Origin of the sequence: Nocardioides sp. Soil777, from assembly GCF_001428425.1 — a bacterium.
Classification (GTDB): Bacteria; Actinomycetota; Actinomycetes; order Propionibacteriales; family Nocardioidaceae; genus Nocardioides; species Nocardioides terrigena.
The window spans coordinates 102948-114934 of record NZ_LMSN01000003.1 but is presented as its reverse complement, the minus strand read 5'-3'; the positions used below and the strand labels follow the sequence as shown (position 1 = coordinate 114934).

The window sequence follows — 11987 nt, the reverse complement described above, 5'->3', positions numbered from 1 at the left end:
GAGCAGGCCGGCCAACGTCTGTTGTCGGTGGACCAGATCCGGGCCTGGTGCGGGCGCCCTGACGTGCAGGTGACTGTCACCCGGGTCATCGACCTCCGCAAGCGGCTCGAGTGCCAGGGCTACCGACCCACACCGGAGATCCGTGAGCACGTCATCGTCCGCGACGGCACGTGCGTGTTCCCGTGGTGCGGACGCAACGCCAGGCTCTGCGACCTCGACCACGTCATCCCGTACGACCACGACGATCCAGAGCAGGGTGGTCCGACGGCGACCGACAACCTCGCCCCGCTCTGCAGGCGGCACCACCGCCTCAAGACCCGAGGCAGGTGGCGCTACGAGATGACCGAGCCCGGGGTGTTCGTCTGGACCAGCCCACTCGGCCACACCTACCTCCGAGACCACACCGGCAGCCGACCCATTGGCCGCGCCTGGCCCGAGCCTGGGGTCCCGTCCCCTCGCGACCGCATCGACGCTCCGGATCCGGACGACCTTCCGGACGCACACCCGCCCGACCTCTGACCACCACGCCCCGGACCCCGCCACAGCGACACCGGTGGGGCCACAGGCACGTCCGGGACAGCTCATCACCGACCGCACGGCGGCAGGAGGTTGGCGCGAGGAGACCCCCGACCCGGGCAACCGCTGTATCGAGTGTGCGCAGAAGCACCCTCAGCGCTCGGTGATCGGTGCTTCCACGCACACTCGCCGTGACGGACGCAGCAGGGCCACCACCACGGCACCGCAGGCCTGGACCTGAGCCCCGAATCCGGTTGACGCCCGTCCTAGCGTGCAGGCATGGAGCTGAGCCCGTGCGTGACCGACGCCGACTACGAGGCCTGGCGCTCGGTCCGGATCGCGGTGCTGCCCTACGAGCGTTGCGACACCGTCGAGGAGCTCCGCGCCCGCGAGTCCCCCGAGCGGTTGATGCTCGTCGCCCGCGAGGACGGCACGGTGGTCGGCTCGGGCATGGCGGACCGCGGCGAGTCCGCCGACTCGGGGGCGGCGGCACCACGGGTCCTGCCGGACCACCGTCGGAGAGGGATCGGCGAGGGGATCCTCCGCGCGCTGGCCGACCACTGCACGTCGCTCGGCCTCCCCCGCCTCCGCGCCAAGGTGGACGACGACGAGTCGCTCGCGTTCGCCCGCAGGTTCGGCTTCGTCGAGGTCGACCGGGAGGTCGAGCTGACGCGCAGCGTCGCCGGCGCCCCGTCCCCTCCCCCGCTGCCCGAGGGGGTGGAGGTCGTCACCAGCGCCGAGCGTCCCGGGCTGTGGGAGGCGTCGTACGACGGCTTCGGGCGCGAGGCGCTGGCCGGCTTCGCCGTCGACACTCCCCTCGAGGTCACCCCCGAGCAGTGGGCGACGACCTGGCGGGCCGACCCGATGTTCCTGGCGCTGCACGACGGTGAGGTGATCGGCTGCGCCGGTCTCCTCCTCGACACCGACGAGCCCACGCGCGCCGAGAACGCACTGACGGCCGTGCGCGGCGACTGGCGCGGACGCGGCGTCGCCGTCCACCTCAAGCTGCGCGCCCTGGAGTGGGCCGCCGCCCACGGCCTCGACGAGGTCTACACGTGGACCCAGGACCGCAACGTCGCGATGCGCACCCTCAACGAGCGACTCGGCTACACCACGAGCAGGACCAGCATCACCGTCTCGCGCGAGCTCCCCCTCCCCTGACCCGGCGTCCACAGATACGTCCGCCGGGGTTTGAGCGGGATGCGTGGACGGAACAAGGACGTCATGGCTTCGCTCCCACCCGACCCGGCACTGACCGACCCGATGATGCGCGAGCTGCGCGAGCGCCACCCCGACGTCGACATCGTCCTGCTGCCCCCGGTGCCACCGCTCGACGAGCCGGTCGCGACCGCTGCCCAGTGCCACGCCCGCACCCGGCACGCCGACCGGGTCCTCGCCGCGCTCAGCGAGCGCCTCGACCGCGAGCCGACGGCCCGGGCCGACTACTGGTGGGGCCAGGCCCACCCGGAGTCACGCCGCTGGGTCACCGCCGCCAGCTACGGCGACCTCGGCGACGAGGGCGCGGTCCCGCTCCTGCGCCGGCTGGCCAACACGCTGGTCCACCTCGGCTGGGAGCCGCGCCCCGCGGCCGACGGCAGCCCCCGGGTGCGTGGCATGGCCGGGCCGTTCGAGCTGATCGCCGAGGCCACGGCCGACGCGGTGGCGGTGCGGATCACCAGCGACCCGCTGCACATCCCCGCCGACCTCCACGTCGAGCTCCAGGCCCGGATGCACGCCGCGTCGGGGGCCGACGCATGAGCCTGCACGTCTACCTCGCCGCACTGGCCCGCTCGGCCCAGGGCTGGGAGGACCAGGGCGAGGTCGTCCGGGGCGGCCGCAGGTCCCTCGGCGAGGTCGACCCGTCCCTCCTCGGCAGCCGGGTCCAGCCCGCGGCCCAGACGTTCATCGACACCTGGATGACGGAGATCAAGCGCCTCGAGGACGCCGCCGTCGACCACGGCGAGGCCCTGCGCGACGCGTCGCTCCTGTTCCAGCAGTCCGACCAGGACGTCGTCGAGCGCAGCCAGCAGCTCATGACCTGGACCGACCGCAACGTCTCCCCGACCACGGGGGGCCTGGGATGACCACCATCATGGTGCCCGCCCACGTCGCCTCCATCGCGGAGATGGAGGCCACCTCCGCCGCCTCCGCCGTCACCACGGGACTCCGCTCGACCGGCACGACCATGTCGGACGTCGCCGACTGGATGACCGCCCACGGCGCTCCCGACGACTGGACCGGTGACGCCGCCGAGGCCGCCGACCACGCCATGACCGGCTACGCCCGGGACACCGCAGCCGCCACGGCCGCCTTCACCCGGGTCGCCGCGGCCTGCGACCGCTACGTCGACCGCATCGTCGCCCTGACCACGGTCCGCGAGGGCCTGGTCTCCCGCCGCACCCGCGTCAACCAGGACATCGACGACCTACACACCCGGATCGCGCAGTCCACCGCCGACGACGTCGCCGCGCTCGAGGCCCAGTCCCGGGCCCTCCAGGGCCGGGCCGACCGGCTCGTCGACGACGTCACCTCCCTGTGGGACGACGTCGAGGCCGCCGAGGACCGCCTGATCGAGGCCTTCCGGGCCGTCGACACCACCGGTGAGGGCGCCGACGCCGCCGCCCGCGACACCACCGACATCAGTGCCCTTCGCTCCGAGCTCACCGCCCTCGGCGGCGACCCGGAGGCGATCAACCAGTGGTGGGAGGGGCTGACCCGGGCCGAGCAGGAGGCGCTGAAGATCAGCGACCCCGACCTCGTCGGCAACACCAACGGCATCCCGACCGGCGACCGCGACGAGGCCAACCGCACCTCGCTCGACCGCGACCTCGACCGCCTCACGGCCAAGCAGGAGGCCGGCGAGGACCTCACCCAGGCGGAGCAGCGCCTGCTCGACCGAGCACGAGCCGCCCAGACGTCCCTGGACATCCCGGCGGCCAACGGCCTGACGGACGTCGACGGTGATGGCGTCGGAGATCCGGTCGACGTCAACCTCCTCGTCTACCAGCCGGGCGCCTTCGGCGGGGACGGCGCCGTCGCGGTCAGCTACGGCGATCCCGACACGGCCGACAACACGGCGGTCATCGTCCCCGGCATCACCAACGACGGCACCACCATCCCCGGCAACGCGGCCGACGCCTACACCCTCTACCAGCAGGCGATCCGCAACGGCGAGTCCGCCGCCACCATCGCGTGGATGGGCTACGACGCCCCCAGCTGGAACCCCGAGAACGCCCTCGACTGGCCGGGTGACGGACTCGACATGGGCAGTGTCGCCCGCGAGGACAAGGCGATCGAGGGCGGCGCGAGCCTCGCCGACTTCGTCGACGGGCTGCGCGCCACCGACGAGGGCGACCGGTCCCACCTGAGCGTCATCGGCCACAGCTACGGCTCCACGACGGCGGCCCACGCGGCCCACGACCACGGCCTCGACGCCGACTCGCTGACCCTCATCGGCAGTCCCGGCGCAGGAGGCAACGACGTCGACCACGCCAGCGACCTCGGGATGCCGGAGGGCAGGGTCTACGTCGGTGCCGCAGACAACGACTTCGTCACCTGGCTCGGCCGCGACGGCGACCTCGGCATGGGACGCGACCCGGCCCAGGACGACTTCGGGGCCACCGTCTTCCCGGTGGCACCCGGCGAGGAGTTCCACGCCGACGACCTCGGGCAGGGCGTCACCAACCACACGTCCTACTTCGACCCGACGACCAACCAGCAGTCGCTGGACAACCTGTCCGCCATCGTCCGCGGCGACGAGCCCGAGGTGACGACGGGTCGCACCCAGGACGCCAACGACATGGCCCTCGACTGGGTCAAGGACGAGGTCGTCCACCAGGTCGAGCAGGAGATCGAGGAGGGCCGCCAGGAGATCGAGGACATCTACGACGGCGGCCGGGACTGGGTCGGCGACCGCGTCGACGACTTCTCGGACCTGTGGCCATGACGCCTAGGGTGGCGGCCATGACGCGCATCGTGCTCGGGCTGGTCGTCGTCCTCCTCCTCGCGGCCTGCACCTCCGACGGCGGCTCTGACGTGGAGGGCTCGGGAGACGGCCCCGACGCCCGGACCGTGAAGGCCGAGATGGACGCCGAGGCCGAGGCCGTCCTGCCCGATCTCGTCGGCAGGCTCGGGGGGCAGTTCAACGGGATGCAGGCGACGTTCTTCGAGCGCGGCGGCTTCGGCATCTGGGACTACACCGCCAGCGGTTCCCTCCTGAAGCCGTCGGGCACCATGACCGAGTCGCTGGCGGCCGTCGAGGGCATCCTCGACCAGCACGGCTACGCGGTCGAGACCGACGACGCCCAGAGGCGCGTGACCGGCACCAAGGGGAACGTGACTGTCATCGCCCAGGCCTCGCTGCTCACCGCCGAGAAGAAGGGGTCGGGACTCAACGTCAGGATCGGAGTCAGCGGCATCCAGGACGGAGACGACTTCGCCGAGAGCGCACCCGCCGAGGACTACCTGGCCTACCTGCGGTGACGCGGCAGCGTGACCGGCGCCACAGCGCCACCAGTGCGCAGCCGCACTAGCCTGACTGGTGGTCCGTGGACTCCATCGGGGAGCTGCGAGATGTCACGAGGAGAGCACCATGAGCGAAGAGACGGCGCCGTACGGCTCCGGAGCCCCGCAGGCGGCGGCCCCGGTCAAGAAGGTCCGCACCCATCACCTGCGGGAGATGAAGGAGCGCGGCGACAAGATCACCATGCTGACGGCGTACGACATGTACACCGCCGCCACCTTCGACGAGGCCGGCATCGACCTCCTGCTCGTCGGTGACTCCGCCTCCAACAACGTCTACGGCAACGAGACCTCGCTGCCCGTCACCGTCGACGAGCTCCTCCCGCTCACCCGGGCCGTCTCCCGCAGCGTCAGCCGCGCCATGGTCGTCGGCGACCTGCCGTTCGGCAGCTACCAGGCCAGCCCGGAGCAGGGCTACCTCACCGCCGTCCGCTTCATGAAGGAGGCGGGCGCGCACGCGGTCAAGCTCGAGGGCGGCGCCGAGATGGCGCCGGTCATCGAGAAGTGCACCCGCGGCGGCATCCCCGTGATGGCGCACATCGGCTTCACGCCACAGAGCGAGCACACCCTCGGCGGCTACCGCGTCCAGGGCCGCGGCGACGCCGGCGACCGGGTCCTCGCCGACGCCCGCGCCGTCCAGGAGGCCGGCGCGTTCGCCGTGGTCATGGAGATGGTGCCCGGCGACGTCGCCGAGCAGATCAGCAAGGAGCTGGTCATCCCGACCATCGGCATCGGTGCCGGCAACGGCTGCGACGGCCAGGTCCTCGTCTGGCAGGACGCGTTCGGCCTGCGCACCGGTCGGATGGCCCGCTTCGTCAAGCAGTACGCCGACGTCCACTCCGTGCTGCTCGACGCGGCGCGCGCGTACGCCGACGACGTCCGGGGCGGCACCTTCCCCGGGCCGGAGCACACCTTCTGACGGGTCCACGGCGTACCGTCGAGCACATGACGTCTCGGCCCGCCGTCCTCGTCCTGGCCGCCGCCCTCGGGCTCGGCGCGCTCGGAACGGACCCGCCCGCCCTCGCCAAGGAGGCGGCCGGCAGCCTCTCCCCCATCCAGGCCGAGGCGCCGGCGCCACGGGCGAAGGCGCCGGGCCTGCGGGTGCGCACCGTCGTCGGCGGCTTGGCCAACCCGTGGGACGTCCAGCCCATCGGCGGCGGCCGGTTCCTCGTCACCGAGCGGGACCGCGCCCGCCTCTCCGTGGTGCGGAAGGGCCAGCGGCGTACCGTCCGCTTCCCGAGCGCCAAGGTCTGGGTGAGCGGCGAGACGGGCCTGATGTCGCTGGCCGTCGACCCGGCCTTCGACCGCACCCGCCGCTTCTGGACCTGCCAGGGCTGGAAGACCGGCAGCGGCCAGGACGTCCGCGTCTCCCTGTGGAAGCTCAGCGACGACACCCGCCGGGCCACCCTCGTGCGTCACGTCGTCACCGGCCTGCCGACGACGAGCGGGCGCCACGGCGGCTGCCGGGTGCTGCTCGACACCGGGTCCACAGCGTTGTACGTCGGCACCGGCGACGCTGCCGATCCCACCAATCCCCGCTCCCTCACCTCGCTCGGCGGCAAGGTGCTGCGCGTCCACCGCCGCACCGGCCGGGCGCTCCCGGACAACCCGTTCGCCGACGCGGCCGACCCCCGCCAGCGCCTCGTGTGGACCTACGGGCACCGCAACGTGCAGGGCCTGGCCCAGCGCCCGTCCGACGGGTCCGTCGTCAGCGTCGAGCACGGCTCCGACCGCGACGACGAGGTCAACGCCCTCTCCCCCGGCGCCGACTTCGGCTGGAGCCCCGGCCCCGGCTACGACGAGAGCGTGCCGATGACCGACCAGTCCCTGCCCGGGGAGCAGACCGAGGCGATCTGGAGCTCCGGCAACCCGACCATCGCTACGTCCGGTGCGACGTGGGTCGAGGGCCGGCAGTGGGGCTCGTACGCCGGCACGCTCGCGGTCGCGGCGCTCAAGGGCGAGGAGGTGCTGTTCCTCCGCTTCGACGACGACCTGGTCCTGCAACGGACGTTGGCGCCGGCGGCGCTCCAGCGCTACGGCCGACTGCGCTCGGTCACCCGGATCGCCAACGGGCACCTCCTGGTCACCACCAGCAACGGCGCCGACGACAGGGTGCTGCGCGTCTCGCCCCGCTGAGACCTCCGACCCGCGACCGGCCGGCTCAGGCCCAGCCGAGCCAGCGGGCGCCGGCCAGCACCACGGCGAACCAACCCACCGCGAGCAGGACGGGCAGCACGACGACCGCGCGCGGGCGGCGTACGAACCAGCGACAGCCCTGCACCAGGGCGACCACCCACCCGAGCAGCATCAGGACGGTCACCCACCACGGGGCGTCGACCACCGTCGGCGTCGCCGCCAGCAGGAAGAAGACGCACGCGAGTCCGATCATCCCCGCGAACGCCCACGGGGACGCGTCGTCGCGGCGGGCCGGAGCGGGACCGCTCAGTTGTCCGGGGTGCCGTCGACCGGACCGTCACCGGAGCCGGGGCCGTCGTCGTTCCACTTCGGGTCGTTGTCCCACTCTTCGTTGCGCTCCTCGACCTTCTCGAGCGCGCGACCTGCCTCCTCCGCTGAGGAGTAGGGGCCGAGGCGGTCCGAGTTGCGGCAGCCGTCGTGGCCCTCGACCGTCTTGTGGGTCAGGCAGTACCAGTACTCCGAGTCGCTCATGATCGAGAAACTACACTCGCCGTCGTGCCAGCCCTAGCTCCGGCGGCGATCTCGCCGCGTCGTGCCGTCCCCGCCTCCATCCCCCGCCCCGAGTACGTCGACCGGCCCGCGCCCGCGCCCTTCGAGGGCAGCGAGGTCAAGGACGCCGAGACGATCGAGCGGATGAGCGCCGCGTGCCGGCTGGCCGCCCAGGCCCGCGAGCTGGTGGGCTCGCACGTCGCACCCGGCGTCACCACCGACGAGCTCGACCGGATCGGCCACGAGTTCCTCTGCGACCACGGTGCCTACCCCTCGACGCTGGGCTACCGCGGCTACCCCAAGTCGCTGTGCTCGAGCGTCAACGAGGTGGTCTGCCACGGCATCCCCGACTCGCGGGTGGTCGAGGACGGCGACATCGTCAACATCGACATCACCGCCTTCCTCGACGGCGTGCACGGCGACACCAACGCGACCTTCCTGGCCGGTGACGTCGACGAGGAGTCGCGGCTGCTCGTCGAGCGCACCCGCGAGGCCCTCGACCGGGCTATCCGGGCGGTGCAGCCCGGTCGCCGGATCAACATCATCGGCCGCGTCATCGAGGCCTACGCGAAGCGGTTCGGCTACGGCGTCGTCCGCGAGTTCACCGGCCACGGGATCGGTACGTCGTTCCACAGCGGGCTCGTCGTGCCGCACTACGACGACCCGCGCTACGACGACGAGATCCGCGTCGGGATGACCTTCACCATCGAGCCGATGCTCAACCTCGGCACCCACGAGTGGGAGATGTGGGACGACGGCTGGACCGCGGTGACCCGCGACGGCCGGCGGAGCGCGCAGTTCGAGCACACGCTGCTGGTCACGCCGTCCGGCGCCGAGGTGCTGACCCTGCCGTAGTTCACCCCGGCGTAACACCGCTACCCCTAGGGTGACTCGCCATGGACTCGATGTTCCACCAATACCCCGGGGGCACCGGGCCGGCGTACGACGAGATGTTCGACGCCGGCACCATGCGCCCGGCGTACGACCAGTTCCGCTCGACGCTCGACACGATGACCATGGCCGACCTGGCGAGCCGGGTGGAGGCGCTGCAGGCCAGCTACCTCGACCAGGGCGTCACGTTCGACATCGGCGGTGAGGAGCGGGCGTTCCCGCTCGACATCCTGCCGCGCGTGATCGAGCAGGACTCGTGGTCGACCATCGAGCGCGGCGTCCAGCAGCGGGTGCGGGCGCTCGAGGCGTTCCTCGCCGACGTGTACGACGCCGGACAGGTCTTCACCGACGGCGTGATCCCCCGCCGGGTCATCGCCACGTCGAGCCACTTCCATCGCGCCGCCGCCAGCGTGCGCCCGCCCAACGGCGTCCGCGTGCACGTCAGCGGCATCGACCTGATCCGCGACAACGACGGCGAGTTCCGCGTGCTCGAGGACAACGTGCGCGTCCCGTCCGGTGTCTCCTACGTGATGACCAACCGGCGCGCCATTGCCTCGGCGCTGCCCGAGACGTTCGCCCACCACCGCATCCGTCCGGTGGCCGGCTACCCGCAGCGGCTGCTGGCCGCGCTGCGTGCGGCCGCCCCTGCCGGTGTCGCCGACCCGACCGTCGTGGTGCTCACCCCGGGCGTCTTCAACGGCGCCTACTTCGAGCACGCGCTGCTCGCCCGCACGATGGGCGTCGAGCTGGTCGAGGGCCGCGACCTGGAGTGCCGCCGTGGGCGCGTGATGATGCGCACCACCAACGGCCCCGAGCCGGTGCACGTGATCTACCGCCGGGTGGACGACGAGTTCCTCGACCCGGTGCACTTCCGCGGCGACTCGCTGCTCGGCTGCCCCGGTCTCATCGACGCGGCCCGGTCCGGCCAGGTCGTGCTCGCCAACGCCGTCGGCAACGGGGTGGCCGACGACAAGCTCGTCTACACCTACGTCCCCGACCTGATCCGCTACTACCTCGACGAGGAGCCGGTGCTCCGCAACGTCGACACCTGGCGACTCGGCGACGCCGACGCCCGCGAGGAGGTCATGGACCGCCTCGACGAGCTGGTCGTCAAGCCGGTCGACGGCTCGGGCGGCAAGGGCATCGTCATCGGTCCGGCGGCATCGCGGCCCGAGCTCGACGAGCTGCGGGCCAAGGTGATGGCCGAGCCACGCAACTGGATCGCCCAGCCCGTCGTCCAGCTCTCCACCGTGCCGACCTTCGTCGACGGCAAGCTGGGTCCGCGGCACGTGGACCTGCGCCCCTTCGCCGTCAACGACGGCACCAAGGTGTGGGTGCTGCCCGGCGGGCTGACCCGCGTCGCGCTCCCGGAGGGCGAGCTCATCGTCAACTCCTCGCGCGGCGGCGGCTCGAAGGACACCTGGGTGCTGGCCGGCCCGACCGTCGCCGCCGTGCGCGAGGAGGTGGTCGTCCACGCCCACCAGGCCGAGCCGCCCAGCAGCGGTCCGGCGATCACCGACCTGACCGGACCCGGCGAGCAGGAGCAACAGCAGCAGCAGGCGCGCGAGAAGGGTGGGACCGCATGCTGAGCCGCATCGCGGAGTCGATGTTCTGGATCGGCCGGTACGTCGAGCGCGCGGAGGACACCGCCCGCATCCTCGACGTCCAGACCCAGCTGCTGCTCGAGGACACCTCCGGCTCGGAGGAGACCACCTGCCGCAACCTGCTGGCCATCATGGGCGTCGAGTTCGACCCCGACGCCCGCGTCGACACCCGGCTGGTGCTCGAGCAGCTGGCCTACGACGCCAACGCCCCCGCGTCCGTCGCCGCGGTCCTCGCCGCCGCCCGCGAGAGCGCCCGGCGGGCCCGCGAGACGCTCTCGGTCGCCATGTGGGAGGCCCTCAACACGACCCACCGCAGCGTGGTCTCGGGGCAGTTCCGGGCCGCGGGGCCGGCGTCCGGCTTCCGCTGGGTGCGCGACCGGGCCGCGCTGATCAACGGCGCCGCCGACGCCACCATGACTCGCGACGAGGGCTGGCAGTTCCTCATGCTGGGGCGGTGCCTGGAGCGGGCCGACATGACGTCGCGCCTCGTCGCCACGGCGGCGTACGCCGGGGGCAGCGGCTCGCCGTGGACCAACACGCTGCGTGCGTGCGGCGGCTACGAGGCCTTCCTGCGCACCTACAAGGGAGCCGAGACCGAGCGCATGGCGGCCGAGTTCCTGCTGCTCGACCGGCTCTTCCCACGGTCCGTGATCTTCTCGCTCAACCGGGCCGAGCAGTGCCTCCACAACCTCGAGGCCGGCGGCCGCGCCGGCTTCCAGAACGACGCCCTGCGTCTCATCGGCCGCACCCGCGCCGACCTGGAGTACCGCTCGCTGAGCGACGTCGTGGCGGACCTGCCCGGCGAGATGGAGAAGCTCCAGCGCACGTGTGCGCTGGCCACCGACGCGGTCACCCGGCGCTTCTTCGCCGGGTCCGAGGGCACCAACTGGCAGGGAGGGCGGGTCTGATGCAGCTCCGGATCATCCACACGACCGGATTCGAGTACGACGGCAACGCGCTCGCGTCGTACAACCAGGCGCGGATGACACCGCTCACCGCCCCCGGCCAGATCGTCGTGCACAACCGCCTCGTGGTGAGCCCGACCCCGTGGACGGCCACCTACCGCGACTACTTCGGCAACGAGGTGACTTCGTTCGAGGTGCTCGACCCGCACGACTCGATGACGATCACCGCGACGTCGACCGTGCACACCGAGCGGGCCCCCTCCCCCGGGCCTGTCCTCTCGTGGGCGGAGATCGCCGACCCCGAGGTGACCGACCGGTGGACCGAGTACCTCGAGCTGCCGCCCCTCGTCGCTCCCCCCGCGGACGTCGCCACCACCGCCCGCGAGATCGCCGACGACAGCGCGACGCCCGGCGAGGCGGCACGCCGGATCTGCGACCACGTCCACCAGCAGGTCGCCTACATCCCGGGCACCACCGACGTCGCCACCCCGGCGGCCGAGGCGTGGGCCCAGCGCTCGGGCGTGTGCCAGGACATGGCCCACCTCGTCATCGGCGCGCTGCGGAGCATCGGCATCCCGACCCGCTACGTCTCCGGCTATCTCCACCCGCGGGCCGACGCCGAGGTCGGCGAGACGGTGGCGGGTGAGTCGCACGCGTGGGTCGAGTGGTGGGACGACGGGTGGCAGGGCTTCGACCCGACCAACGACCTCGAGCCGGGCGACCGGTGGGTCGTGGTGGCCACGGGGCGCGACTACCTCGACGTGCGCCCGCTGCACGGGATCTTCCACGGCGCCGGTACCTCGTCGGTCTTCGTCGAGGTCGCCGTCACCCGACTGGCCTGAGCGCGTCCGCACCTGTCATGCTC

At 72.4% G+C, this 11987-nt stretch carries 14 protein-coding genes; 12 read left to right on the top strand and 2 right to left on the bottom strand.

Features of this window, described 5'->3' with window-relative positions:
• The 8 genes from ASG88_RS04935 to ASG88_RS04900 form a co-directional block, all read left to right on the top strand.
• The coding region (locus tag ASG88_RS04935) for an HNH endonuclease signature motif containing protein (protein WP_162259810.1) at positions 1–519 on the top strand (519 nt) is incomplete at its 5' end.
• A gap of 276 nt (positions 520–795) precedes the next feature.
• Entirely contained in the window at positions 796–1677 is an 882-nt protein-coding gene (locus tag ASG88_RS04930; RefSeq protein ID WP_056886316.1) for a GNAT family N-acetyltransferase, read from the top strand.
• Positions 1678–1740: 63 nt separating this feature from the next.
• Positions 1741–2274, top strand: a complete 534-nt coding sequence (locus ASG88_RS04925) for a hypothetical protein (RefSeq protein WP_056886315.1) — start codon at positions 1741–1743, stop codon at positions 2272–2274.
• Positions 2271–2600 (top strand): hypothetical protein, encoded by a 330-nt coding sequence (locus ASG88_RS04920; protein ID WP_056886314.1) that lies wholly within the window; start codon positions 2271–2273, stop codon positions 2598–2600. Before ASG88_RS04925 ends, ASG88_RS04920 begins: the two co-directional genes overlap by 4 nt.
• Positions 2597–4462 carry an alpha/beta hydrolase gene (locus tag ASG88_RS04915; protein ID WP_056886313.1) on the top strand — a complete coding sequence of 622 codons (1866 nt, stop codon included), beginning with the start codon at positions 2597–2599 and terminating at the stop codon, positions 4460–4462. The genes ASG88_RS04920 and ASG88_RS04915 overlap by 4 nt, the downstream gene beginning before the upstream one ends.
• 17 nt (positions 4463–4479) lie before the next feature.
• Positions 4480–4998: a hypothetical protein gene (locus ASG88_RS04910; protein ID WP_157559566.1), complete on the top strand. Its 519-nt coding sequence runs from the start codon at positions 4480–4482 to the stop codon at positions 4996–4998.
• A 109-nt stretch (positions 4999–5107) separates the two neighbouring features.
• Entirely contained in the window at positions 5108–5956 is an 849-nt protein-coding gene (gene panB / locus ASG88_RS04905; protein WP_056886311.1) for a 3-methyl-2-oxobutanoate hydroxymethyltransferase, read from the top strand.
• A 26-nt stretch (positions 5957–5982) separates the two neighbouring features.
• Positions 5983–7173, top strand: a complete 1191-nt coding sequence (locus ASG88_RS04900; protein ID WP_056886310.1) for a PQQ-dependent sugar dehydrogenase — start codon at positions 5983–5985, stop codon at positions 7171–7173.
• Between the two features lie 25 nt (positions 7174–7198).
• Here the strand turns inward: ASG88_RS04900 and ASG88_RS22935 are convergent, their stop codons facing one another.
• Both ASG88_RS22935 and ASG88_RS04890 read right to left on the bottom strand, forming a co-directional pair.
• Positions 7199–7426, bottom strand: coding sequence for a hypothetical protein (locus ASG88_RS22935; protein ID WP_056886309.1), 228 nt, complete (start codon positions 7424–7426; stop codon positions 7199–7201).
• 53 nt (positions 7427–7479) lie between these two features.
• Positions 7480–7704 (bottom strand): hypothetical protein, encoded by a 225-nt coding sequence (locus ASG88_RS04890; protein WP_056886308.1) that lies wholly within the window; start codon positions 7702–7704, stop codon positions 7480–7482.
• A 24-nt stretch (positions 7705–7728) separates the two neighbouring features.
• Between ASG88_RS04890 and map the strand changes: the two genes are divergently transcribed.
• From map to ASG88_RS04870, 4 genes are read left to right on the top strand one after another with little or no spacing between them, the layout of a single operon-like run.
• Entirely contained in the window at positions 7729–8577 is an 849-nt protein-coding gene (gene map / locus ASG88_RS04885) for a type I methionyl aminopeptidase (protein WP_056886307.1), read from the top strand.
• A 41-nt stretch (positions 8578–8618) separates the two neighbouring features.
• Complete coding sequence (locus ASG88_RS04880) at positions 8619–10202, top strand: circularly permuted type 2 ATP-grasp protein (protein ID WP_056886306.1); 1584 nt, start codon at positions 8619–8621, stop codon at positions 10200–10202.
• Complete coding sequence (locus ASG88_RS04875) at positions 10196–11125, top strand: alpha-E domain-containing protein (protein WP_056886305.1); 930 nt, start codon at positions 10196–10198, stop codon at positions 11123–11125. The genes ASG88_RS04880 and ASG88_RS04875 overlap by 7 nt, the downstream gene beginning before the upstream one ends.
• Positions 11125–11964, top strand: a complete 840-nt coding sequence (locus ASG88_RS04870) for a transglutaminase family protein (protein WP_200956347.1) — start codon at positions 11125–11127, stop codon at positions 11962–11964. The genes ASG88_RS04875 and ASG88_RS04870 overlap by 1 nt, the downstream gene beginning before the upstream one ends.
• Positions 11965–11987: the final 23 nt, after the last annotated feature.